The sequence below is a fragment of the Campylobacter sp. genome, assembly GCF_017646085.1.
Lineage (GTDB): Bacteria > Campylobacterota > Campylobacteria > Campylobacterales > Campylobacteraceae > Campylobacter.
Genome location: NZ_JAGCNF010000096.1, coordinates 1 through 26227 on the forward strand (window position 1 = coordinate 1; position 26227 = coordinate 26227).

Sequence of the window (26227 nt, forward strand, 5' to 3'; positions counted from 1 at the left end):
GTTTTTATTATATCGAACCAAATATTAAAAAGTTTATATGGGGGGGGGGATTTTGATAAATTTGAATAAAATATTGCAAATTTTTTAATAAATTTGAGAAATTTATAAAATTTAGATTAGATATTGTAGATTTATGACTTGGGTATTTGATAATTTTTATAGTGGGATTTGGATTAGAATTGGTGAAATATTAAAATATTATGGGGGTGTAATTTGTTTAGTGGATTTTAGAAAATTTAGTAGGTTGGCTAGGGGACAAGAGTGAATTTAATGGTTTTGGTTTATAGATAATTTTAGATTTTAGCATTGGATTCACCCTAGCAAGATTGGGTTGTGCTAGGGTGAAATAAAAGTAAAATATGATACTTGTAATAAATTTAACATTTTGCCTAATCGCAAAGCAAAATTAAACGCTATCAAAACAAGTATATAGATAAATTTAGCTTATAAAATAATCGCCATCAAAGCTTACAAGTGAATATTTGCGCTCATTACCAAGCCCACGAGTTAGCTCGTCTATGCTTAAAAATTCCAAACTATCTGCCCCAATAAATTTACACACCTCATCAGCATCCATTCTAGCACTTATTAACTCTTCATAGCTTGGTGTATCTATACCATATTTACACGGGTGCTTAATCTCTGGAGCTGCAATTTTCATATGAATTTCTTTAGCTCCTGCATTGCGTAGTAGTTCTACTATTTTCTTGCTTGTAGTGCCACGTACTATACTATCATCAATAACCACAATGCTTTTACCTTCTAATACGCTACTCATAGGATTTAATTTTAATTTGACTTTTAGATTTCTCATCTCTTGAGTTGGCTCTATAAAAGTTCTACCTACATAGTGATTTCTTACTATAGCCATCTCAAATGGTATATTACTTCTAGCTGCATATCCTAGAGCAGCAGGAACGCCAGAGTCAGGTACAGGTACAACAAAATCAGCCTTACAGCTAGATTTATCAGCTAGAATTTCTCCTAGTTTTTTTCTAATTTGATATACATTTTTACCATCTATCATACTATCAGGACGAGCAAAATATATATATTCAAATGCACACAATCTAGAATCTTTAGCTTCAAATAAATCTATGCTTTTAAATGCACTTTTACCCTCTTCAAATACAATCATCTCTCCAGGTGCTACATCTCTTACATATGTTGCACCTACTAAGTCAAAGGCACAAGTTTCACTAGCTACGATATATCCGCCATCTTTTAATCGTCCGATGCTAAGCGGTCTAACTCCGTATGGATCACGCACTACAAACATCTTTGAGCGGCTTAAAATTAATAGACAATATGCGCCTACAATTTGCCCTAATGCCTCAATAATGCGGTCTTGAAGATTCTCTTTTTTACTTTTTGCTATTAGGTGTAGGATGTTTTCTGTGTCCATATTTGATTGAAAGATCGCACCATCTTCTATTAATCTTTCTCTAACTTCATGTTTATTAATCAAATTTCCATTATGAACAATACTAATCTCGCCTAAAGAGTACTTTGCGCTTACTGGCTGAGCATCTAATACGCTATCACTACCAGCAGTTGAGTATCTATTATGACCAATAGCCATTTGACCTTCTAATACAGCAAAGCTATCACTATTAAAAACTTCAGTTACTAAACCCCTATTTTTAATAGTTTTAATCTGGTGATTATAACTTGCGCTTATACCGCTTGCCTCTTGACCCCTGTGCTGCATAGAAAACAGCCCATAATAAGCTGTTTTTGCCGCATCTTTTGAATTTATAACTCCAACTATTGCACACATATTATATTCCTAAAGCATCATAAATTGTATATAGTTTTGGCTCTTTATTAGCTAGCCAAATTCCAGCCTTTATCGCACCTTTAGCAAATGTCGCTCTGCTTGTGGCAGTATGATTTAGTTCAATATATTCGCCATCATTATAAAATCCTACTGTATGACGCCCAACAATATCGCCACCACGCAAAGCCATAACAGAGATCTCATCTTTGCTTCTAGCTCCTATCATTCCATCACGGCCACTTACTCTTACATTTGCTAAATTCAAATTTCTACCCTTTGCAGCATGCTCACCAAGTGTTAATGCTGTACCGCTTGGAGCGTCTACTTTATTGCGATGATGCATCTCTAAAATTTCGATATCAAAATCACTTAGTACTCTACTGGCAATCTCAGTTAAGCGATTTAGCACCGCTACTCCTAAGCTCATATTTGTAGCTTGAAGTATTGGCATTGTAGCACTTGCGAGCTTGATTAGCTCAGCGCCCTCATCGCCTAGACCAGTAGTACCTATAACTAATGGCTTTGGATTAGTTCTGGCATAATTTATAAGATTTATCGATGCACTTGCGATACTAAAATCGATTACAACATCACTATTGTCAAATAAAACATCATACTTATCAGTTACTATCACACCATCATCTACGCTCATAGGCTCTATAGTATATGCTACTGATAACTTTGCATTGCTAAGCCCTTTTAAATTTGCGATTATCTCGCTTCCCATCTTGCCGCTTGCACCGTGTAAACCTATACGAATCATCATCGCCCTTTTTTGGATAAATTAAGATTTTATTTTAGCTAAAAAAAGATAAAAATTTGATATAAGTAAATTGAAATTTATAAAAGAACCACTCGCTAAAGCAAGTGGTTTAAGAATTAATGCAAGCTCTCAATATAGCTCATAGCGCTAAGTGCGGCTACAGCACCATCAGCAGCTGCGCTAACTACTTGTTTAGGAGCATCTTGTCTTAGATCTCCTGCAGCAAATAAACCTGGAGTAGATGTTTGCATTTTTAGATCTACTTTTACTTGACCAGTTGGTAAAATATCGCAAATAAAATTATCACCATCTTTTAATACTTCATTTCGTACATTTAAACCAACAAAAGTAAAGATACCAGGAACTACTAAATCTCTAATGCTACCATCGGCTAATTTTATTTTAACACCTTTTACACCTGCAGTGCTATCTCCATAAACCTCTTCAATACCAGCATTTAAGATTAGCTCGATTTTTTCATTTTTCTTAACTTTTTCAACTGAGCTTGGAGCAGCCCTAAATGTATCACGGCGATGAATTAAATATACTTTTGAGCAAATTCTAGATAGGTATTCAGCCTCTTCAATTGCTGTATCTCCACCACCTAAGACGGCTACTTCTTTATTTTTATAGAAGAATCCATCGCATGTAGCACAAGTACTAACACCCTTGCCAAAAAATTCATCTTCACCTTTAAATCCTGCTCTTTTTGGAGTTGAACCAGTGCATACTATTACTGCTTTAGCTTGCTCAGTTTTGCCGCCTTCTAAAACGATAGTAAAGCTTCCATCGCTATTTTTGGTTACTTTTTCTACGCCAGCCATCTCATGTTTTAAGCCAAATCTAGTACATTGTTCAAGCCATGGTGCCATAAAGCTCATACCATCCATCACAGTAGCTACACCTGGATAATTCTCCATTTCAGAACTACTTGTAATTTGGCCACCTGGCATACCTCTTTCAAACATTGTTACATTTTTTAACCCACCACGAGTAGCATAAAGTCCTGCACTAAGACCTGCTGGACCACCACCAATTATAGCTACATCTAACATGATTACTCCTAATTTTAAAATTTATATCTATATAATATTTATAGATATATTACATAAAAATAAATTTATTCTAAAGTATGATTTGATTTGAAGCGAGTTAGGGGCAAAAGCCCCATTGAATTATAAAAGTGAGTTAATTTTATCTGCGATTGCAGCTTTAGATTGAGCACCGATTAGTGTCTCTTTTATCTCTCCATCTTTAAAGAATAGTAAAGTTGGAATAGAGCGTACGCCATACTCTACGGCTAGATCTTGAACTTCATCTGTATTTACTTTACAGATTTTTGCTTTGCCATCAAATTCCTCAGCTAATTCATCAATTACTGGAGCTAGCATTCTGCATGGTCCGCACCATGGAGCCCAGAAATCTACTAGAGCAACGCCCTCTTTAGCAATATTGAAATTTTCAGCTGTTAAATCGATATATTTACCCATTTTTTCTCCTTTATGGTTTTACAATAAAATTATACATCAAAAAAGTTAAACTAAAACTAACAAATATAATTTTAGGTAACTCAGACTTCATCAAATCAAGACTTATTATAAAATATAAAAGTTAATAATTTTTATTAATTATTAAATTTTAAAAAAATAAAAGAAGAAATTTAATCAATATGTAATATTTTCTATCAATTCTATATTTTGATTATTTATGCAGATTATATCGATTTGATATGGTAAATTTAAATTTGAGTTTAGCATATAAAAATCTATAGCTTTTATGATCTTTTCTAATTTAGATTGTGTTACTCTGTAGATAGTTTGATAATCTTTAGTTGAGGCTTTAACCTCGATAAAATGAAGAGTTGAATCACGCATAGCAATGATATCAATCTCTCCAAATTTGGTTTTATAGTTTAAATCGAGTATCTTATAGCCATTTTTTGATAAAAATTTAGCTGCAGTTTTCTCAGCCTCATGACCAAAAAGATACTCCGCTAAACCCAAATTTAATCCTCAATTCTAATCATAAATGGCTTAGCCTTGATAAAACTTTCATTTTCTAAACTATTAATAACTTTTAGCATATCAGCTTCTAAGCAAGTATGCGTAGTAAAAAATAAGGTAGCACATCCTTCATCTTTGCTTTTTGCTTTTTGCAAGAAACTATCAATTGAAAGATTATTTTGACTCATTAAATTTGTAATCTTAGCCAAGACTCCAACCTCATCAGCTACTTTTAGTCTTAGATAATACTTTGTTCTAATTTGGCTAGGTTTTAGAAGTTTTAAAGGCGCAGACTCTAATGGAGCCTTATACCCTAACATAGGATTTCTAATCTCTCTAGCAATATCTATCAAATCGCTAATAACTGCACTTGCTGTAGCAGACCCACCAGCACCAGCACCATAAAATAAACTCTCTCCAACAGCATCACCTACAACACTTACAGCATTCATAACGCCATTTACATTTGCTAGCATCTTATCTTTGCTAATAAATGCCGGATGAACTCTAAGTTCTAAAGTACCTTCGTCACGCTTAGCAATAGCTAAAAGTTTGATAGCATACTCAAATTCATTAGCAAAATATATATCCTCGCTACTAATTTGGCTAATACCTTCAATCAAAATATCTTCGGGCTTAGCATGCACGCAATAGGCAATACTAGCTAATATAAGTAATTTATGTGCTGTATCAAATCCACCTATATCAAATGTCGGATCAGCCTCGGCATATCCTAGCTCTTGAGCCTTTTTAAGCGCCTCGTCAAATTGCACTCCGCTACTCATCATACTAGTTAAGATATAGTTGCTCGTACCATTCATTATGCCCATAATCTTTTGAATATGATTTGCACTTAATCCTTCTCTTAAAGCTTTTATAATCGGTATCCCGCCAGCTACACTAGCTTCATATCCAAATGCTGTATCACCAGCAAGTGCTTCAAGCTCATTTCTATAGTAAGCCAATAATGCTTTATTTGCTGTTACTACAGCCTTTTTACGCTCTAAAATCTTACTTACAATCTCGTAAGGCTTATCAATTCCGCCCATTAGTTCGATAAATACATCAATATCATCTCTATTTATAACACTATCTATATCATCAGTTAGTGGAATTATTGAGTCTTTATGTTTTGATAAATCTCTTACTACACCTACTACTGGAGTAATATTAACCCCAGCTCTTGAGGCGATTAGATCGCTATTTTTAATGAGCACATTGGCAACTTCAGTTCCTACTGTCCCAACACCTAATATCGCTACTCTCATTGGACTTCTTTTAAATATTTTTTGATATTTCTAGCAGCTTGGCGAATACGATTTTCATTCTCTATAAATGCAATTCTGACATACTCATCACCAGCAGGGCCAAATCCAGCACCAGGGCTAACAGCTACGCAAGCTTTGGTCAATAGCTGTTTAGCAAATTCCTTACTTCCTATACTGCCGACTTGCGGTGGTAATTTTGCCCAAGCAAACATACTAGCTCTAGGTTTTGCAATCTCCCAACCAGCAGCACTAAAAGCCTCTATAAGCGTATCTCTGCGTCTTTCATATGTTTGCCTAATCTGTTCTACGCAATCTTGATCGCCATCAAGTGCAACAGTTGCTGCTACTTGAATTGGAGTAAACATACCATAATCAAACCATGATTTTATCTTTTTAAGCGCTGAAACTAGCTTTTTATTTCCGCATATAAAACCAACACGCCAACCAGCCATATTATATGATTTTGACAGGGTATAACACTCTACAGCTACATCTTTTGCACCATCTACTTCAAAAATACTAGGTGTCTTATATCCATCAAATGTAAGCTCAGCATAAGCAATATCACTAATGATATAAAATCTCTCACGCTTAGCCATATCTACTAAACGCTCATAAAAACTCTTTTGGCAAGTTACAGTAGTTGGGTTATGAGGAAAATTTACTACAACATATTTTGGCTTTGGAATACTCTCTTCTATAGCATGTTCTAAATTTTCAAAAAATTTATTCTCATCTACTTCAAAATTTGCATTATAAATAAGTGGCATTTTAGTAACATTTCCACCTGCTATAATAAAAGCTTGAGTATGAATAGGATAGGCTGGATCTGGTACAATAGCTACATCACCAGGATTAATAATAGCCTGAACTAAATGCACAAACCCCTCTTTGCTACCCATAGTTGCGACTGCTTCGGTCTCTGGATCTAGTATTACGCCATATTTTCTTTTATACCAGTTACATATCGCAACACGAAGTTTATAAATACCTTGGCTAACACTATAACCATGAGTTTTATCCTTCATAGCGCTCTCGCATAATTTATCTATAATATGCTGTGGTGTTCTACCATCTGGATTTCCCATCGAAAAATCTATAATATCAGCCCCATCTCTACGTGCTGCCATCTTAATCGCATTGACCTCGGCAAATGCGTAGTTTGGCAATCTCTCAATAGTGTTAAATCTAATCTCATCAAACATAAACAACTCCTTAATTTGATTTTATATATATTTTTAATCCACGCTTAATATTTTCTAAGCTAAAAGCATCATCAATTAGCATATAGTATGAATTTGGCGGGAATTTGATATATACTTCTTTTTCTGGTTTATCTGATTTAATCTGCGTAATCAAATTTAGATCCCTATCAAGTACCTTTATAACGCAAATCCAACTATCAGAAGCGTAGCTTTTTATTAAAGCCTCGCTTTTGCCACTAATATTTAAAAAATATGGCTCTAATGGCTTTGCAAGGTCAAATTCGCTATCACTAATATATTGATGTGTAGATAATACAGCTTTGCTAGCATCAATACTATAAGTAAAACTAAACTCACCATCACGATTAATATCTTTTATATAAATTTGATTTTTTCCAAGCTCTCTATAAATCGCACCTGGATCTAGCAAAAAGCGTGAATTCATAGATATTTGCCAAACTATTCCTTGAGTATCGGTCTTTAATGACTTACTCAAAAAATATGAATAACCAAGATTTTTAAGAGCTTCAGATACGCTCTTAAAAAGCAAAATATCAGAACTTGGACTATAAAAGGCAATTTCTAAATTCACCGGCAAAGAAAAACTAAGATTTAAGAGCGAATTTACTCTTAAAGTATTTGTAATTTTAGCGTAATTTGGATTACCCCTACTATCAATAAAATCAGACTCTACAGCAAATATCTGCTCGATTTTATCTCTATTTTTAGCGTAACTTTGCTCTGAAATTATACTTTTGATATTGCTCTGTAAATCAAATCCAAAACAACTAAAAGCAAAAACGCAAAATAGAAACGCTACTCTTACCATTGAGAACCTTTGTTTAGTTTCACAAATTCGCCATACTCTAACTCTCTAATTGTGCCATTTTGAATTACAAATCTTAATGGCTTTTGAACGCTAAATTTCTTTTGATCCCCATCAATCTCTAAAATTAGCTCGCCGTGGCCTGTTTGAATTAGTTGATCAGTACTTAAATTTAGGTCGATAGGATTTTTAGTTGTATGAAATCTTTTATTTTTACCATCAATATCTTTAATACCAATCCATACATTTTTAGTTGGAATAATTTTAGCAATTTCATTGGTTGGTGCTGTAATCTGTGGTACTTCTACCTTTGTAGTTTCTATATTTAGAGTTTGAGTTTTTAGCTCTGTGGTTGCATTGGTCTCTATAGAAGTTGAATTTGAGTCTATTTGAGTTTGATTAGATTCAGCAGTGATATTTTCATCTTTTTGAACCACTTTTTCTATTGTTTGACTAATTGCTTCTAAATTCTCTTTAGCTGATTCTACTACGGCATTTGCTGAGTAGGTTACGCTTTGATTTTTATCAAAACTTGGTAACTCTATATTATCTAAAATATTTGTAAATTTAACTACCCAAACTAGTGCTACTATGATTAATACTACAACCAAAATCACTGTTAAAGCCATACTATTATCGGTTTTTGGCGTATATGCTGGAAGTTTTGGCGCTACTGTAAAACCTGTATTATCATCACCATTATGTTCTTTACAATACTCGTTATACTCATCAATCCAGCCTTGTAAATCCATATCGTATTCACGGCTTAAAATCTTAGCAAAACCAGAAGCATTTAATTTGCGAAGTTTTTCAAAATTTTTTTCACACATATATCTTAGATACTCAGTCTCGATATGAGTGTGCTTAGTTACCTCTTTTAAATCCATTTCTAAAAGTTTTTCTATACCATTAGCCATTTATAATCCTATCAAATAATATTCCAAACGCCACACTGACATTTAAGCTATCCCAGTCCTTGCGCATATTTATGCCTAGACTCTCATCGCATTTTTGCAATACCTTATTTGGTATTCCCTCGCCTTCGCTACCCATAATCAAAGCAGTTTTAGGTCCAAATTCAAATTCTTTAGTACTCTTGCCTCCAGCATTTGCTGCATAAATTTTAAATCCAACTTGCTTAAGCTCATTTATAAAGCTTAACCCATCAGTGCATAAAGCAATTGGTAGTTCATACGCTGCGCCGCTACTAGCACGCACTACTCCTTGCATTGCTAGGCTCTCATTTTTACCTACTATAACTATACCGTCAGCACCCAATGCATAAGCAGTCCTTACTATAGCACCAATATTTCCTACATCACTAAGACCATATAAAATCACTAAATAATCAGACTTTTTAATCCCATTTAAATTAGCAAACTCGTAATCTTTTACCTTTGCTAAAAAGCCTTGGTGATTGCCTCCACGGGCAAGCGCTTGGGCTTTTTGATTATCGACTTTTTGTATTTTTAGGCCGACTTTTGCTATTTGGTTAAATATATCTTTTTGAACCTCTTTTGCTAGATATATCTCTTCGAGCTTGTCTTTATGATGTTTTAACAAATGTAAAAATAGCTGTTTTCCATAGATAATCATAGCGCTTATGGTATCTAAAAGCCCTTAAATTTTAGCTTATTTTTAGCAAAAAAAATGAATTTTTGTAAAATTATATTTATCATTGTTAAGAAGCTTCTTATGATTAATAAAATAATCTTATACAATAAATACTATTTTACAAAAGATCGCTTCTAATAAAGCTTTAATAATCTATATAAATTTATCCTAAAATTACCCATTTAACTGGGCATATACCTCTTTTACGCTTTTACCAGTAAGCTTGGCTAGGAGTTTGGCCTTTTGTTTTGGAGGAATGTCTAATTCATTTATATCAGCTACGCTTATAGTATTTTGGGGGCTATTTTTTGAACCATCAATTACTATACACCATTCACCTTTTAAATTTGCACTCTTAAGAATAGCAACTAGATTTTTAGCACTATTTTTAAATTTGGCTTCAAATTTCTTAGTAGCCTCTTTAATAGCAAAAATCTCCCGTTTAGGCTCTAGCTTTGCAATAGCTTCAACCAGCTGCAAGACTCTCTTTGGTGATTCATATATCACTACTGGATAAGTCAAATTTAGCGCATTTTGTATAGCTAGCTCTCTATCTCTGCCAGTATTTGGCAAAAATCCTAAAAAGCTAAATTCTTTCTTGACTATCCCACTTGCTGCTACGGCTAAAAGTGCTGCATTTGCTCCACTTAAAACCTCGTAATTTATTCCATTTTGTTGCGCAAATTCAACCAAAGAAACACCTGGATCGCTAATGCAGGGCATTCCTGCATCACTTACATATACTACAGTATTTTCTATTAATTTTTTAGCTTCAAATTTAGCAAAAAATTCACTCTCATTATGAGTATGAAGAGAGTAAAACTCAGATGGATTTATATTTAGATTATATTTTGAATTTAAAAGATTTATAAGAGATTTTGTCACTCTACTATCTTCGCAAATGATGATATCACAAAGGTTCAAGATGTCCAGGCATCTCTTTGAGATATCATCTAGATTGCCAATTGGCGTAGGAAGAAAGTAGAGCAAAAGATTATTTCATTCCGTATTTTTTCTTGAATTTATCTACACGACCAGCGCTATCTACGATTTTTTCGCTACCTGTAAAGAACGGATGGCAAGCATTACAGATATCGACTTTGATTTCTGGCTTGTTTGACTTGCTAATAAATGTATTACCGCAAGCGCAGCTAACTGTGCATTCAACATACTCTGGATGTATATCTTTTTTCATTGCTTTTCCTTATTTTAAATTTAAAAGTTGAGATTTTATCTAAATTTGGCTTAAATTTCCTTGATTAATCTAGTCTCATCTGGAGCCATTTCGATTATCTCCCATGGTAAGCCCTGTTTATTTAGCTCATCCATAAATGGTTTAGCATCAAATTCTTCCATATTAAATACGCCATTTCCACTCCAAATACCCTTAGCTACCATCATAGAGCCTATCATAGCTGGAACGCCTGTTGTATAGCTTACTGCGCCTACGCCTGTCTCTTTGTAGCACTCTTCATGATCACATACATTATATATATAGACTTTTCTTGGTTTGCCATCTTTTGTTCCAGTAATTACGCAGCCTATATTTGTTTTACCTTTAGTTCTAGCGCCTAGGCTTGCAGGATCTGGTAAAAGTGTCTTTAAAAACTGAATTGGTACGATTTTTACCCCATTGTGTTCAACCTCATCTATGCGTAACATACCTACATTTTCTAAGCATTTCATATGAGTTAAATAGCTTTGACCAAATGTCATAAAGAAACGAATTTGCTTTAGAGTAGGGATATTTTTTACTAAACTCTCAAGCTCTTCATGGTAAAGTAAATAGCTATCTTTTGGCCCAATTTTTGGATAATCCCAGCTAAATCCTATCTCCATTGGCTCAGTCTCAATCCACTCACCATTTTTATAGTATCTACCCTTTGCGCTAACCTCTCTTAGATTTATCTCTGGGTTAAAATTTGTAGCAAATGCATAGCCATGATCTCCAGCATTACAATCTAATATATCAATATACTCAATCTCATCAAATAGATACTGCTTAGCATAAGCACAATATACATTAGTAACACCTGGGTCAAACCCACTACCAAGAAGCGCCATAGTATTAGCAGCTTTAAATTCGCCATCTTTAGCCCATTGAAGCTTATACTCAAATTTGGCCGTATCTGGGTGTTCATAGTTTGCTGTATCTATATATGGAATTTTAGTTTGGCTACATGCGTCCATAAGCGTAAGATCTTGATATGGAAGTGCAACATTTAGCAATAAATCAGCTTTAATATTTTTAATAAGCTCTACAACAGCAGCCGTATCATCAGCATCTACTACGGCTGTATCGATATCTACGCCTACATTTTCTTTAATAAATTTAGCAATCTTATCGCATTTGCTTTTAGTGCGACTTGCTAGAGTAATTTTAGTAAAGACTTGCGAATTCATCGCACATTTTACTGTAGCTGCTTGGCTTACACCGCCAGCTCCAATGATTAAAATATGGCTCATTTTCCATCCTTATATCTAAATTTTTAGTAATTATAGCCAAATTTAGCTAAAACTCATTTATGATTAAATATTAAATTTAAGAAATTTGCTTAATAATACCTACTTAGCACCTTAAGCACTGGCCTAGCTAATCTTAATCCTTTAGAGCGATGTGAAATCTCAAGCTTTACACTCTCATCAAGCTGCCCTACGGTCTTATCAAAGCCACTAGGAATAAACATAAAATCATACCCAAATCCATTATCGCCAAGCTCTTTATCTATCACCTTGCCATGCATAAATCCATGTACACCATACTCGCCAAATTTAGAACAAACCCCAATACATGCTGTATAAAATGCGTTTGATTGACTCAGCCCAAGCTCACCTAATTCTGCGATTAATTTTGCTCTATTGCTTGCATCTGTTGCACTCTCTCCGCTATATCTAGCTGAGTAGATTCCAGGTCTTCCATCTAGTGCATCTACGCTTATTCCGCTATCATCACTTAAGGCTATATACTCATTTTCTAAGCCAAGCTCTTTAATCCTAGCATAAACCGCACGAGCCTTTATCATCGCATTTTCATAAAAGCTCACCCCATTTTCCTCTATCTCAAACGGCTTGCATATTTCCCCAAGTGCCACTACTTCAAATTCAGTATAATACGCCTTAATCTCTTTAACTTTATCCATATTATTTGTTGCTAAAACTATCTTCATCCAACTCTCCTATTTAAAATTTTTCTAATCCAAAATGCCCCCACGCCCATACAAAGTACTAGCGCCAAAGAGAGCCAAAACTCCCACTCACGCCAATTAGTCAAATTACTACCCAAATTTATAAATAACATCGCACTAATTAGCTTACCAATCACACTAGCAGCCATAAATTTAACAAAATTAAACCTCAGCACCCCAGCCATATAATTTACAATATTATATGGCACTAGCGGAATGAGTCGCAAAAGCAACACTAAAGAAAACTCATCTTTGCAAAATTTAGTCCGAATTTGCTCAAATTTACCCCTATCAAAACCAGAGCTAAAATAATAAGCGATAAAATACATAATAGCTGAGTTTATTCCCACGCCAATCATCGTAGCACTAAGCGCCTCCCAAAAGCCAAAAATTACCCCACCACCAAGAGCTAGCACTCCAGCAGGAAATAAAAATACTGGCAAAATCGCCCAGCACCCAATATAAATCACCCAATCAAATTTGCTAAATTCGCCCATTAAATTTATCAAATCACGCTGATTTATACTACATAAAACTGCCACGCAACAAAGCATAAAAACGCCAAATAAAATCAATCTAATCATAAATTTCTCTTTTAAAAGCGTAATTTTATCCAAATTTTTGCTAAATTTTGAAAATATTTAGGTATATTTAGATAGAATTCAACCCATTGTTAAATCATTATAATACTAAATTTGGATTGTTGATGAAGCTTTTTGCTAGGTATAGTGCCTTTATTTATGTAAAATATTTTTTTATTATATTTGTCTCATTGATTGGATTTTATGTAGTTATTGATACTCTTACAAATCTTAAAAATCTCCCAAGTAGTGCAAATTTACAGCTAATTTATGTTAGTCTAACTGCATTGATTTCAATCAATTATGTATTGCCAATCTCAATAGTCCTAGCCCTAATCGTCACTATGATTAACCTAACTCGCTCCAATGAATTAGTCAGCTTTTATGCTTTAGGAATTAGTAAAAACCGCCTTATAACGCCTATTTTTACCATTACTTTACTTATTAGCTTTGGATATATCGGGCTTTGCTGCACGCAGTTTGCCTATGCCAAAGAAAGACAAGAATCCTTAGAAGATTTTCAAAGCTTTGATCGCTCAACTAAATGGATATTTTTACGCTTTGAAAATAAATTTATATATATCGAAAAACTCCTTGGCAATAAGCAGCTTGCCCAAAATGTCAGAATTTTTGATATGAATAGTTCACAAATCATATCTCAAATAACTGCCAAAGAGGCTAGCTATAATAACGGTACTTGGACGCTTAAAGATAATAATATAACTCAAATTCCACAAAATTTAAGCCTAGGTGCTACAGGGTTAGAGCGTAGCTATGCCGATGAGATAGTAATAGCTAATAGCTTCCGCCCACGCATAATAGAAAATATCAAAAATAAAGACAATCTCTACTCCATCATTGATGCTATTGACTCCATAAATACACTTAAAAATGAAAACATAAACATTGCTAAGATAAAATCTGTACTATATTCAATGATATTTTTCCCACTTTTTGCCCCATTTATGGTGCTGATTTTGTACTATTATATGCCTGTTACTGGGCGTTTTGCTAGCTTAGCTATTGCTAGTTTTGGGGCGATTTTTGTTTCGCTTTGTATTTGGGGTGTTTTATTTTTGCTTATTCGTCTTAGCATTAATGGCGCTATTGCTGCTGAGATTGGCATTATTTTGCCTGTTATTATTTTGATGCTATTTGCTGGATATCAGTTTTATAAACATAGGTAACATATCTATTTTATATCATAGCAATTTAGAGTTGAAATTTATAAATTTTGCTAAAAAAATAAAATATATTTTAAAAAATTATATAATAAAGAAAGTTTATATATTTGCTCTATTATTGCTTTATTATAATTAAAAATGATACTACTAAATTTAATATAATTAAACCTAATCAAACTAAAATAAATACTAGTAAATTTGTAAATTTTTGCTCTACCCCCCCCTATAAAATCACAAATTTAGGCTATAATACTAATTGAAATACATATATACAACGGAGTTTATCATGTTCTCAAATCTTAAAGTTGGTGCCAAAATATCACTAATTGTTGGTGCCGTGGTTTTTGTTGGCTTAACTGTCCTTACTATACTCATTGGCAATAATGTATCAAAGGTGATGGAGCATGAGTCTGACATCACTCTGACTCAAGCTAGTCACCGATATGCTGAGCATGTCCTTACTATATTAAAAGAGATGGACTCGCTAACTGAATCAACTGCTAATATTATTGGCTTTGACCTTGGCTCTCATCATGCTAATATGCAAGATACCATAGATGATTTAAGCACTTCATTTGACTCATCTAACTACGCTGAGTATGCATACATCTATCTATTAGATCCAAATGATAGCTTTAAAAATAGTGATTATATGACTAGAGATAATCATTTTGCGCTATTTTTAATAGATACAAATCGTAATGCTAAAAATGGAATTGAGGTGTATAAAACTACGGAAGCATTCCTAGCTGATACATCTATTAAAGATGTTCTAACAACTAGAAAACCTACAATCGGTGAGCCTAGACACTATAATATACATGGAAATGATATATTTGCAACCGATATCGCATATCCATTAATAAATAATGGCAAATTAATTGGTGTAGTAGGCTATATGTATAATTTAAAATATATGACTACATATCTAGATAATAAAGAATTTAGTCTATTTGAAGGCGATGTACGCTATATCCTAAGCGCAGAATCTAGACTAGCTACCCACCATAATCCAGAGTATTGGGGTAAAAAACTAGGCGAGTTTAATACTAATCCTACAACCAAACTAGCATTAGAAGCGATCCAAAATAAACGAACCACTATTATTAATAAATACTATACAATCCATGGTGAAGCTACTAAGGCGATTATCACTCCATTTACTATTGGCGAACTTGGAACTTGGTATATGTTTGTCAATGCACCACTTGATGCGATTCAAGAACCAATGCTTATTTTAGTATATGAGATTATTGGGGTGTCAGTTGTAGTGCTTATTATACTTCTTATTTGTGTTTATGTGATTACTAATAGACTAGTTACAGCTAGACTTGACCGTCTATCTAGACTGCTTTTAGCATTCTTTAAATATATCAACCACGAAGAAAAGCGTGCGCCAAATACTATACCACCTACATCAAATGATGAAATTGGGCAAATGGCAATGGCTATAAACTCAAATATATTAAAAACTCAACAAGGTTTACAAAAAGATGCTGAGACTATTAGTGAAGCTGCTAGCACAGCTAAATCTGTAGAAAATGGCGATCTAACAGTAAGAATAAAACAAAACCCAAATAACCCTCAGCTAATCGAGCTTAAAAATGTACTAAATAATATGCTAAATGTACTAGAGGCTAAAATCGGTGGTAATATGAATGAGATTCATAGAGTATTTGAATCATATAAAAATCTAAATTTTACCACTCAAGTCTCAGGTGCTAAAGGTAATGTAGAGACTACTACAAATATTTTAGGTGAAGAGATTAGAAAAATGCTAAGCTCATCAGCAAACTATGCTCAAGACTTAGCTAGACAAACTGAAAGTCTAAAAGAGTCAATGCAAAAGCTATTTGATGGCTCAAACGCTCAAGCAAATTCACTAGAGCAATCAGCCGCAGCTATAGAAGAGATATCAAGCTCTATGAGTAGCGTAAATGATAGAACAACTGAAGTAGCTAGACAAGCAGAAGATATCAAAAACATAGTAGGCGTAATAAAAGATATCGCAGACCAAACAAATCTACTTGCATTAAATGCAGCCATAGAGGCCGCTCGTGCTGGTGAGCATGGTAGAGGATTTGCTGTTGTTGCTGATGAGGTTAGAAAACTAGCCGAAAGAACTGGTAAATCTCTAAGCGAAATCGAAGTAAATGTAAATGTATTAGTTCAAGGTGTAACTGAAATGAGTGAATCTATAAAAGAGCAAACTCAAGGTATCGCTCAAATCAATGAAGCTATCGCCCAATTAGAAAGCGTTACTCAAGACAATGTTACTGTAGCAAATGATACAAATACTATCACCGCTAGGGTAAATCAAATTTCAGCTAACATCCTTGATGATGTAAATAAAAAGAAATTCTAAAATCTTTAAGGAGAGGTTCGTCCTCTCCTAAACTATAAAATCTTTAAAATAGTCTTATTAATTTGCTTTGATTTACTAAATTTAAATTATAAATTTTAGATATTTTGATTAAGAATCTTTAGATTAAAGTCATTTTAAATAGTAGGTGAATTATTTTAAATCTCAAAAGATTGCCACGCTAAATATACGCAGCAATCAAATTTAATCTATTTTAACTGCTCTAAGCGCTCTTTTTTAGTGCCAATTTCAGTAATCTGTACGCCAAAGTTTCCATCAACGATAACAACCTCACCAAGCGCAATTGGCTTATCTCCTATTAATACTTCTAGTGGGTCATTAGCTAGCTGATTTAACTCTATAACTGAACCAATATCCATTGATAATACATCTTTTAGCAGCATCTTTTTTGAGCCAATTCTTACACGGATTGGCAAACGCACATCCAAAATTAGCCCGATATTTTTAATCTCATCACCAATATCATGCTTTTCGCTTTTATCTTTTGAGCCTATAGTTTTATTAAAGTATTTATAAAACGAATAATCAATACAAATACCCATCATTTCACTTAAATCCATTAGCTCAACAGGGTATAAAAATAACTTTTCAAATGAGCTAAAATCTAAAATTTGATTTTCATCGATATACTTTACAGCATTGATTGTAAATGTAATCTTTGGCATATCTTTGGCTGCGCCAAGACTTGTAGTCATAGCGCTTAATAAATTAGAAAATATCTCCTTGCTAGCATCTAATTCATCATCGCCAATTATCGTGCTACCACTTGGTCTTTCATCGCCTAGCATTAGATCATTTATTGCAGTTAATAAAACTGGTGTAGCTACTAAATTTATCTTACCCATTATATCGCCATTTAGTGTTACGCTAGCGATTACGGCTGGAGTTTTGATACCATTTTGAGTTGGAGCATCATACTCTGCTCCTTCAGATATTACCGGTGTAACTCCAGTTAGCCCCTCTATAGTTGCACTTAACTCATTTGTAAATATTTCAAAAAATCTAGTCATCGTATTCATCCTCTTCTTTAGTTTCTTCTTCTGGCTCTTTATATGACATTAGTTTGGCTTTTCTCTCCTCTTCATATTGCTCTAGGATAGCCTTTATCTCATCACGATCAGTTTTGATTAACTGTTCTAGCTTGATAGATTTGCTAAAGCGGTGAATACCAATTTGAGCTAAGAATACCTCTTTTTTATCTATACAGACAATTGCTTTATCATCGGCATTGCGATCAAGTCGCAAGATATCACCAACTTCTAAATTTAAAAATTCATTTACGCTAATTACGGTCTTTCCTAAAATCGCCTCATATAATACCTCAGCACGGCCAATAAGTGTTTTTAGCTCTTTATTTCGGCTCTTTTTGGCACTAGTTTCACCTAGCATAATATCACGATTAGCCAAACGGCTAAGGATTGGCTCTAGATATATAACTGGATAACATAAGCTTATCATACCGCTAGAGTTTCCAATAATAATCTCCATAACAACCATAATAACAATCTCATTTTGGCTAACGATTTGGACAACATTTGGACTAGACTCTTTAGCTTCTACATTTGGATACATATCTGTAATCATTGCCCAAGACTCTTTTAAACGCTGCATAATAATACGCAAAATCGCATCTAAAAGATTTATCTCAATATCAGTTAGCTCTCTATTATTACTCTCAAATCCATCACCATTACCACCAAGTAACCTATCAATCATAGGAAATGCGATACTAGGATTAACCTCTAAAACGCAGTTGCCATCTAGCGGTTTAATGGAAAATACATTAAAGCTTGTTGGGCTTGGCAAACTCATTAAAAACTCGCCATAAGTCATCTGATCAACTGAGTGCAGCCTAATCTCAACAATACTACGCATAATGCTTGAAATTTGAGACGCAAGGTTTCTTGCAAGCTTATCGTGGATACCTTTGACAGCTCTTAGCTGCTCCTTACTAACCCTATTTGGACGCTTAAAGTCGTAGATTACAACCTGTTTTGGCTCTTCCAAATTACGCTCAGATGAATCGCTGCTTTGACTATCGCCATCATCATCTACAACTTGCAAGAGTGCATCTATCTCTTCTTGACTTAGAATATCTGCCATTAAAAGCCTAGCCTTTCTCGAATTTTTATTATCAATCTTTTATGAATTTGACTAATTCTTGATTCTGTGATATTTAAAATTTCGCTTATTTCACTTAAATTTAACTCTTCATAATAATAGAGCTGAATCACCAACTGATCCCTTTGGCTAAATTCGCTCAAAACCAGCTTTATATGCTCGATTAGCTCCTCTTTTTCTATCTGTGCCTCGGTATCATAATCGCTTAATATATTAAACTGATCTTCTAACCTAAGAACAGATGTTAGATCGCTTAAGCTTCTAACCTCTTTAATCTTGCTTACATCTTCATTTAACGCACTAGCTAAATACTCATCACTTGGCTCATATTGATGTTTGCTATAGTACTCATCTACTAATCGATCTATATCTTTAACCAGTTTACGATTCTGTCTGCTTAGCGTATCTAAACTTCTTAGGTAATCAAGCATTGAGCCTTGAACTCTATGCTTTGCATAACCCCAAAAGTTATCATTTTGGTTTTTATCATAACTATGGCTAAGACGTACCATAGCCTCTGTACCAATACTTATTAAATCACTTACTTCAATCGAGCTTGGCAAACGAGATTTAAGTCTACACGCCATAGCTCTAAGAGCTGGCATATATGCGATTACTAGCTCATCTTGCTCTTTTTTTATCTGTGTTTTATAGGCTTCAAGCTGCTTTTTCTTTATTGGATTCATGCTTTTTACCTGATCTTTTGAGCTTTTGGTCTAGATGACGAATGAGTGTCTCTAGCCTATGCTCCCTAACAGCAAGCTCTGTAAGCAAATAGTCGTTAATCTCTTCGTGATGCTCTTTATTAAATATTTTTAAACCAATCCTTTTAGTATCTATATAATTCATCACCACAATATGAATAACAATATAAAAGAAAAATGTGATCAACAAAGTATATATAACAAACTCTACAGGCTCCTCGACTTTTACGACGACAAACATCAATCCAACAAAAAATCCACACACTGTAAAAAATGCTATATAATTATCTGGTCTCACGGTAATCCTTTTTTAAAACTGCTCCACTAAACGCTTGAAAAAGCCAGCAAAGCTTCTATCTTCACTGGTGTCAAGCACTTTCCGTTCCAATTTCTCAAGGAGGTTATTTGCTGCTTGCTTAAGCTGATAAGTAGCTAATGAATGCGGTGCTTCGCTGCTAAAAAGTGTCCGTATCTTAATGCTTCTAGATACAACCTTATCACTTGGAATCCAGCCTAAAAGATTTAAATTTAGCCTATGCGAAATATTTTTATCAGCAACAGTTTTTATAGTTTGAAAAATCTTTTGAGCTTCATCTGCGTTTTTAGTCTGATTAATTAACATAAAGACATCGCTTTTCATCTTTGAAATCACCTTAATAGTCGCATATGCATCGGTGATAGCTGCAGGGTCAGGCACGGTTACAACAATAATCTCATCACACGCTTCTAAAAATACTTGCGTACTAGATCCAATCCCAGCACCAGTATCAATGATAACAAAATCTACATCTTTTAAAATTGAGGCTTGATTTAAAAATTTTTCGTATAAAAACTGATCATTAAATTTAAAAATCTCATCACCGCTCTCACCAGGAATTAATGTCAAATTTGGTTTAACTTTAATTAAAATATCTTCAAGCGGACACTCGCCTTTTAAAACATCTAGCATATTTTTGGTAATTTTAACATTTAGTAAAACATCTAAATTCGCAAGACCAATATCAGCATCAAATAATACTACTTTATAACCATTTGTTGCTAAAAGATTAGCTAAATTTGCGCTAACTGTGGATTTACCTACGCCACCTTTTCCACTAGTAACTGCGATGAAATGGGTAGATTTTTTAATTTTTTGAGCTATCATTAACTCTCTTAATTTATCTGCTTGATCCATCATCCTCTCCTTTAAATCCATCTAAAACGCAACTAACCAAAAAGTCGCTCTTAGCCTCCATAATATCATCTGGGACATTTTGGCCTGTTGAGAAGAAACTCACCGGCGTACCAGTTTCATATATAAGTGAAAATATATTACCAAATATCTTTGTTTCATCAAATTTTGTAATTATAAGAGTATCGATTTCTAAAGTTGAAAAATTATTATAAATCTCTAGCAAATCATCAATTTTTGAACCGGCTGAAACGACTAAATTTACATCAACTTGATTACCGCACTCTTTTAAAAATGCATTAAGACGAGTTAATTTTTCTCTATCATACTGACTACTTCCCATAGTATCAACTAAAATTACATCGCAGTTTGATAAACTCTTAAGCGCTGAGCGAAAATCTTCTGGCTCAATCGCATCAAGAATTGGGATATTCATAATCTTAGCATATTGAAATAGCTGTTCAACCGCACCAAGCCTATAAGTATCAAGAGTAATAATCCCTGTCTTATATCTAATGCTACCGCCATGAGCAAATTTATACGCAAGTTTTGAGAGAGTTGTTGTCTTACCTACACCAGTTGGGCCTACTAGCATCATAATTCTTTTCTTTTTAGGGTCAAAGCTTTCACTTCTACATGGCAACATATTACGCAAAAGTGAGTAGAAATATCTCTTTACAGTTGTTGGGTTGCTTTTCATCGATGATGGCATATTTTCGATTGTAGCTTGCATTATACCTTTTAGATGCTCGTACTTCATTCCACTTTGTTTGGCTAGCTTGTATATGGTAGAAAATTCAGGCGGAATAATTATATCATCACGATTTTCAGCCTTATCATCCCATATCATATCAGCAATCATAGAGATTTTTTGATTTAGCTTACTTACCTCTTTGGCTACTTCATCAATCTTTTTGTCATATTCTGGACTTTTATACTCGCTTAATTCGTTACTTACTCCTGCTACTTTCCCAATCTCTTTAGCAACCTGAGATATATTTAATAATATATCATTATTATCTCTTTGTTTTTCATCTATAGCATTTAATCCGCTTTGTTCAAATCTTGATGCTGGGCGTGGGCTTTGAGTTGAACCAAGAGCATAAGCCTCAATTTGTTTTTGAATTTGATTGATTTGAGCCTGTTTTTTTTGTTCTTGACTTGGCTGAGGAGTATCCTCTTCAACGCTAACTAAAATCTCATAAAGAGGCTTTTTGTTTAGCGTTTTTGGCTGAATTTGCTTAGTTGTTACAAGCATTGCGCTCTCGCCACACTCCTCTTTAGCTTTCTTAAGTGCTTCAATCGCACTCTCTCCTGTAAAAGTCTTTAAAACTGTTGCCATCATATTCCTTTCATAAGACCTAATGGGATAAATACACTTGGGCGACTACTAGCTCCTGGGTGAGGTAGGATCAATTCCTCATCATTATAGCTTTTAGCACTAAAGTATAGTATATCCAAATCTAGTGTTCTAGGTGAGTTTTTAAACTCCCGTTTGCGTTTAAATCGCCTCTCAAATCTCTGCATAATCCTTAAAATTTCCTTAGCATATAAGGAAGTTTTAAGGATTATAACAGCATTTATATAATCTCTGCTAGCATAACCAAAGGCTTTATTCACCAGCATTGGTGAGCTTTGCACGATGGCAAATCTCCTATCTTTTAAAATTAAATTTAAAAATCTATCAAAAATCATAGAGGTATTACCGATATTTCCGCCTAGACCAATGATTGCGGTATATTTATGTGTGGTATAATTGTTAAATTTGCGTGGGAAATAAGCACTTTTTAACAACATTTTAGCTCCATCGATTTTAATTGTTTTCATTAAAGAACTTCGCACCCATCATTTGTAACAACTACGACATCTTCGATTCGTATACCAAACTCATTTTCTAAGTAGATCCCAGGCTCAATACTAAAGACCATTCCAACCTCTACTGGAGAGCTATTTCGTGGGCTAATTATTGGAAATTCATGAATATCAAGACCCACGCCATGCCCCGTTGAGTGAAAAAACTTATCGCCATAACCGCTTTTTGCAATAAATTCCCTAGCTGCTGCATCAATATCACACGCTCTAACACCTGGCTTTACTGCTTTTATAGCTAAATTTTGCGCCTCTTTGACTATCTGATATATCTCATTTTGCTTTGAATTTGTAAATTTTTGCTCCTTACTAAAGCTAAAACCATCTCTAAATTCAACCGTTCTAGTACGATCTGAGCAATACCGGCGATATTTTACCCCAGCATCTACTAAAAGCAGATCGCTATCTTTTATACATTCATCTAGTGGAAGAGCATGTGCTTTGGCTGCATTTGCATTTATTGCAGTAATTGGATCAAAGCTAAGACCTAAATTTCCACCATCTCTTAAGATATTTCCAGCATTAAAGTTAATTAACTTCTCGCTCATTCCAGCCATTATCGCTCCAGCAAGCTCATCAAATTTACTAGCTCCAAGCTGCGCTGCACGGCGTAAAATCTCAATCTCATCACTGCGTTTTATCTGTCGCTTTAACTTTGAAAATTCATTCTTAGCCTTGAAATTTATATGCAAATCACGACTTAACTGGCTAAATTCAAAATAGCTAAAATCACTTGGATTAAACATTAATTCTTTAATACCAAAGCGGCGCAAAAGCAGCCTTGCATCTTTTATTATATCTTTTGATTCGATCACTTCGCAATTTTGCGCTACAGCCCTAGCCTCGATAGCATAGCGAGAATCGGTAATAAAAAACCCCCTCTGGCCAAATTTGATAAAAATCTCATTATCGCAACTATAGCCGCACTCAAAATATACTGCGTTTTCGTTTTTTAAGATATAATTATGCATCATTTGATGCTGTATCCATTCGTTTAATTTGTTCAAAAATTTGAAGCATTCCAATCATAGCTAGATGATAACCAATTGGCCCAAATCCAGCAATATGTCCTGAACATACTGGCGCTATTAAGCTTTTATGGCGGAACTCTTCTCTTTGATAAATATTGCTAATATGCACCTCAAGCACAGGCAAACCAACTGAAGCAATAGCATCTCTAATAGCAATTGATGTGTGAGTGTAGGCTGCTGGATTTATTATAATTCCATCAAATTCGCCTAAGCATTCTTGGATTTTATCTACGATTTCACCCTCAAAATTACTTTGAAAAAACTCAATCCCAACTCCAGCTTGATCAGCTACAGCTTTCATCTGCTCATGAATATTTTCCATCGTCATAACACCATAAATTTTGCGCTCACGCTTCCCAAGCATATTAATATTTGGCCCTTGGATTACCATAATTTTCATATTTTTCTCCAATAAAAAATTGCATAGCAATTATTTTACAAAATATTGGCTAAATTTTGGCTATAATGTACGCTTTTTAAGGAAAAAATATGAAAATATTAAAAGCTAAATTTATAATTTTATGTAATGAGAGCTTTGATGTAGTTCAAAATGGGGCAATTGCCTTTGATAAAACCATACATAAAATTGGCAAATTTGATGAGTTAATAGCTAGATTTAACGATGCTGAGATTTTAGATTTTAGCGATGATATTGCTATGCCTGCTCTTATAAACTCACATATCCATCTTGAGTTTAGTGCTAATAAAACTACACTTGAATATGGTGATTTTTTGCGCTGGCTAAAGAGCATTATCGCTAATGGCGGCGCCCTAGCAAATAATGATAAAAATAGTGCTATAAAAAGCGCTATTGCCACACAGTTAGATGCAGGTGTTGGCACAATTGGAGAGATTTCTAGCTATGGTATTGATGCACTACACTGCGCTAATTCACCTATTAGGACAGTATATTTTAGTGAAATTTTAGGATCAAATCCTGCCTTAATAGAACAACAATGGAATGGATTTTTAGAGCGTTTTAATATTGCAAATGAGCTAAAAAGCGATCTATTTATACCAGCTATTAGCGTACATTCACCTTATTCGACACATATAGAATTAAGCAAAAAAGCCTTAAATTTGGCTAAAGATAATGGTATGATGGTTGCTACGCATTTTATGGAGAGCATACATGAAAAAAATTGGCTTGAGAGCGGCAACGGTGAATTTGGTGAATTTTTTAAAGGTTTTAATAAAAATGCTACGCCATTTTATACGCCAAAATCTTTTATAGAGCTTTTTGCTGATATTCAAACTCTATTTATTCACTCTATTTTTGCTGATAATTATATAAATTTAATGGATAAAAATCTCCATTCAATAATAAGCTGCCCAGTATCAAACCGTCTATTAAGTTCTAAATTTAATCTACAAAATGCCTTAAACAATAGCATAAACATAGCCTTTGCCACAGATGGTTTAAGCTCAAATATAAGCTTAAATATCTGGGATGAGCTGCGTGCTGGCCTAATGGTTCATAGCGATATAGAACTTAGCAAATTTGCCACATTTGCACTAAAATCAGTTACTACCAATCCAGCTAAAGCTTTAGGCTTAAACCTAGGTGAGTTAAAAGCTGGAAATATCGCTGATATCGCAGTTTTTAATGGATTTGAACTAAGTGATATAAGTCAGCTTTGTATCGAGCTGATACTACACACTAAAAGCGCTAAAGCGCTATATATAAAAGGAGAAAAATGCAACTATTAAAAAGTATATTTACCTTTATTAAAGGTATCTTTAAATTTATTAATGAGTATTTTAAAAGTATGATTTTTGTACTAATTGTTCTGTTTATTATAGCTAGTAGCGGCGAAAAAAGTAGTGCAAATTTAATAGAAATTAGCCTTGAAGGGGCTATTATGGATGAAAGAGAGTTTTTAACTCAAATAGACTTAGCCAAAGATCCAAATATAAAAGGCGTGTTAATAAATATTGATAGCCCAGGCGGAGAGATGAGTGCAAGCGTAGCTATAAGTGATGCTATAAAAGAGCTAGCCACACTAAAACCAGTTATTGCCTATGCTAGTGGAACGATGGCTAGTGGAAGCTACTATGCTGGTATTGGGGCAAATAAAATTTATGCTAATCGTGCTAGTTTTATTGGCTCAATAGGCGTAATAATGCAAATCCCAAATACCGAAGAACTAGCTAAAAAAATTGGAATCTCAACTCAAGTAGTAAAGGCTGGAGAATTTAAAGAGGCTGGCACATTCACACGCAGCTGGAATAGCGATGAGAGAGCAGCCTTGCAAGGCTTAGTAGATAAGAGCTACGAATTATTTACTAGTGATGTAGCAAATGCCCGTGGGCTGGATTTAAACTCAAGCAAACAATGGGCAAATGCTAGAGTTTTTTTAGCTCAGCAAGCTCTAAATTTAGGACTTATAGATGGTATAATGAGTATAAATAGCGCTAAAAAAGAGCTAGAGATACTAAGTGGCGTAGCTACTCCTATATGGTATGAAGCTCCAATGGTGCAAAAATTTATAAATAACATCGCCAAACAAAGCACAAATTTAATAATCACCACTTTAAA

Annotated in this window: 28 protein-coding genes; 4 read left to right on the forward strand and 24 right to left on the reverse strand. The window is 34.2% G+C overall.

The window, feature by feature from the left end:
* Positions 1-439: 439 nt before the first annotated feature.
* From purF to J6V67_RS05040, 15 genes are all read right to left on the reverse strand, one after another.
* Positions 440-1780: an amidophosphoribosyltransferase gene (gene purF, locus J6V67_RS04970; protein ID WP_291859621.1), complete on the reverse strand. Its 1341-nt coding sequence runs from the start codon at positions 1778-1780 to the stop codon at positions 440-442.
* A gap of 1 nt (position 1781) precedes the next feature.
* Positions 1782-2543: a 4-hydroxy-tetrahydrodipicolinate reductase gene (gene dapB, locus J6V67_RS04975; RefSeq protein WP_291859624.1), complete on the reverse strand. Its 762-nt coding sequence runs from the start codon at positions 2541-2543 to the stop codon at positions 1782-1784.
* A 116-nt stretch (positions 2544-2659) separates the two neighbouring features.
* On the reverse strand, positions 2660-3598 hold the full coding sequence (locus tag J6V67_RS04980) for an FAD-dependent oxidoreductase (RefSeq protein WP_291859627.1): 939 nt from the start codon (positions 3596-3598) through the stop codon (positions 2660-2662).
* 120 nt (positions 3599-3718) lie between these two features.
* Positions 3719-4033 carry a thioredoxin gene (gene trxA / locus J6V67_RS04985; protein ID WP_086247296.1) on the reverse strand — a complete coding sequence of 105 codons (315 nt, stop codon included), beginning with the start codon at positions 4031-4033 and terminating at the stop codon, positions 3719-3721.
* Between the two features lie 174 nt (positions 4034-4207).
* On the reverse strand, positions 4208-4546 hold the full coding sequence (locus J6V67_RS04990; protein WP_291859634.1) for a YraN family protein: 339 nt from the start codon (positions 4544-4546) through the stop codon (positions 4208-4210).
* A gap of 2 nt (positions 4547-4548) precedes the next feature.
* A complete protein-coding gene (locus J6V67_RS04995; RefSeq protein WP_291859637.1) occupies positions 4549-5814 on the reverse strand; it encodes a homoserine dehydrogenase in 1266 nt (421 codons plus the stop codon).
* A complete protein-coding gene (locus tag J6V67_RS05000; RefSeq protein ID WP_291859640.1) occupies positions 5811-7019 on the reverse strand; it encodes an LL-diaminopimelate aminotransferase in 1209 nt (402 codons plus the stop codon). The genes J6V67_RS04995 and J6V67_RS05000 overlap by 4 nt, the downstream gene beginning before the upstream one ends.
* Before the next feature lie 10 nt (positions 7020-7029).
* A complete protein-coding gene (locus J6V67_RS05005) occupies positions 7030-7848 on the reverse strand; it encodes a hypothetical protein (protein WP_291859643.1) in 819 nt (272 codons plus the stop codon).
* Positions 7842-8762 (reverse strand): hypothetical protein, encoded by a 921-nt coding sequence (locus tag J6V67_RS05010; protein ID WP_291859646.1) that lies wholly within the window; start codon positions 8760-8762, stop codon positions 7842-7844. Before J6V67_RS05010 ends, J6V67_RS05005 begins: the two co-directional genes overlap by 7 nt.
* Positions 8755-9441 (reverse strand): 23S rRNA (guanosine(2251)-2'-O)-methyltransferase RlmB, encoded by a 687-nt coding sequence (gene rlmB / locus J6V67_RS05015; RefSeq protein WP_291859649.1) that lies wholly within the window; start codon positions 9439-9441, stop codon positions 8755-8757. Before rlmB ends, J6V67_RS05010 begins: the two co-directional genes overlap by 8 nt.
* Before the next feature lie 192 nt (positions 9442-9633).
* Complete coding sequence (gene rsmI, locus J6V67_RS05020; RefSeq protein ID WP_291859653.1) at positions 9634-10449, reverse strand: 16S rRNA (cytidine(1402)-2'-O)-methyltransferase; 816 nt, start codon at positions 10447-10449, stop codon at positions 9634-9636.
* A gap of 4 nt (positions 10450-10453) precedes the next feature.
* Positions 10454-10654, reverse strand: a complete 201-nt coding sequence (gene rpmE / locus J6V67_RS05025) for a 50S ribosomal protein L31 (RefSeq protein WP_086247304.1) — start codon at positions 10652-10654, stop codon at positions 10454-10456.
* 50 nt (positions 10655-10704) lie between these two features.
* A complete protein-coding gene (locus tag J6V67_RS05030) occupies positions 10705-11925 on the reverse strand; it encodes a saccharopine dehydrogenase family protein (protein WP_291859658.1) in 1221 nt (406 codons plus the stop codon).
* A gap of 89 nt (positions 11926-12014) precedes the next feature.
* Positions 12015-12626 (reverse strand): non-canonical purine NTP pyrophosphatase, encoded by a 612-nt coding sequence (locus J6V67_RS05035; protein ID WP_291859661.1) that lies wholly within the window; start codon positions 12624-12626, stop codon positions 12015-12017.
* On the reverse strand, positions 12623-13228 hold the full coding sequence (locus tag J6V67_RS05040; protein WP_291859664.1) for a VTT domain-containing protein: 606 nt from the start codon (positions 13226-13228) through the stop codon (positions 12623-12625). Before J6V67_RS05040 ends, J6V67_RS05035 begins: the two co-directional genes overlap by 4 nt.
* Before the next feature lie 122 nt (positions 13229-13350).
* Between J6V67_RS05040 and J6V67_RS05045 the strand changes: the two genes are divergently transcribed.
* Entirely contained in the window at positions 13351-14412 is a 1062-nt protein-coding gene (locus J6V67_RS05045) for an LptF/LptG family permease (RefSeq protein WP_291859667.1), read from the forward strand.
* Positions 14413-14695: 283 nt separating this feature from the next.
* Positions 14696-16774 (forward strand): methyl-accepting chemotaxis protein, encoded by a 2079-nt coding sequence (locus J6V67_RS05050; RefSeq protein ID WP_291859670.1) that lies wholly within the window; start codon positions 14696-14698, stop codon positions 16772-16774.
* A 206-nt stretch (positions 16775-16980) separates the two neighbouring features.
* On the opposite strand, the gene fliY is transcribed toward J6V67_RS05050, so the two are convergent.
* Genes fliY through aroQ form a run of 9 tightly spaced genes read right to left on the reverse strand, consistent with a single transcriptional unit; the run spans position 16981 to position 24088 of the window.
* The gene (gene fliY, locus J6V67_RS05055) at positions 16981-17802 is read right to left on the reverse strand and encodes a flagellar motor switch protein FliY (RefSeq protein ID WP_291859673.1); all 822 of its coding nucleotides are present in this window, start codon (positions 17800-17802) and stop codon (positions 16981-16983) included.
* Positions 17795-18895: a flagellar motor switch protein FliM gene (fliM, locus tag J6V67_RS05060; RefSeq protein WP_291859676.1), complete on the reverse strand. Its 1101-nt coding sequence runs from the start codon at positions 18893-18895 to the stop codon at positions 17795-17797. Before fliM ends, fliY begins: the two co-directional genes overlap by 8 nt.
* Positions 18895-19590 (reverse strand): RNA polymerase sigma factor FliA, encoded by a 696-nt coding sequence (locus J6V67_RS05065; RefSeq protein ID WP_291859702.1) that lies wholly within the window; start codon positions 19588-19590, stop codon positions 18895-18897. Before J6V67_RS05065 ends, fliM begins: the two co-directional genes overlap by 1 nt.
* On the reverse strand, positions 19571-19915 hold the full coding sequence (locus tag J6V67_RS05070) for a hypothetical protein (RefSeq protein ID WP_291859679.1): 345 nt from the start codon (positions 19913-19915) through the stop codon (positions 19571-19573). The genes J6V67_RS05065 and J6V67_RS05070 overlap by 20 nt, the downstream gene beginning before the upstream one ends.
* 12 nt (positions 19916-19927) lie before the next feature.
* Positions 19928-20791 (reverse strand): MinD/ParA family protein, encoded by an 864-nt coding sequence (locus tag J6V67_RS05075; RefSeq protein WP_309543863.1) that lies wholly within the window; start codon positions 20789-20791, stop codon positions 19928-19930.
* Positions 20775-22130: a flagellar biosynthesis protein FlhF gene (flhF, locus tag J6V67_RS05080; protein ID WP_291859683.1), complete on the reverse strand. Its 1356-nt coding sequence runs from the start codon at positions 22128-22130 to the stop codon at positions 20775-20777. The genes J6V67_RS05075 and flhF overlap by 17 nt, the downstream gene beginning before the upstream one ends.
* The gene (gene folK / locus J6V67_RS05085; RefSeq protein WP_291859687.1) at positions 22130-22615 is read right to left on the reverse strand and encodes a 2-amino-4-hydroxy-6-hydroxymethyldihydropteridine diphosphokinase; all 486 of its coding nucleotides are present in this window, start codon (positions 22613-22615) and stop codon (positions 22130-22132) included. The genes flhF and folK overlap by 1 nt, the downstream gene beginning before the upstream one ends.
* Positions 22615-23628 carry a M24 family metallopeptidase gene (locus J6V67_RS05090; RefSeq protein WP_291859690.1) on the reverse strand — a complete coding sequence of 338 codons (1014 nt, stop codon included), beginning with the start codon at positions 23626-23628 and terminating at the stop codon, positions 22615-22617. Before J6V67_RS05090 ends, folK begins: the two co-directional genes overlap by 1 nt.
* Positions 23621-24088 (reverse strand): type II 3-dehydroquinate dehydratase, encoded by a 468-nt coding sequence (gene aroQ, locus J6V67_RS05095; protein ID WP_291859693.1) that lies wholly within the window; start codon positions 24086-24088, stop codon positions 23621-23623. Before aroQ ends, J6V67_RS05090 begins: the two co-directional genes overlap by 8 nt.
* 89 nt (positions 24089-24177) lie before the next feature.
* On the opposite strand from aroQ, the gene J6V67_RS05100 reads away from it, so the two are divergent.
* Entirely contained in the window at positions 24178-25398 is a 1221-nt protein-coding gene (locus J6V67_RS05100; RefSeq protein ID WP_291859696.1) for a metal-dependent hydrolase, read from the forward strand.
* A partial coding sequence (sppA, locus tag J6V67_RS05105; RefSeq protein ID WP_291859699.1) for a signal peptide peptidase SppA occupies positions 25386-26227 on the forward strand: 842 nt, incomplete at its 3' end. The genes J6V67_RS05100 and sppA, both read left to right, overlap by 13 nt.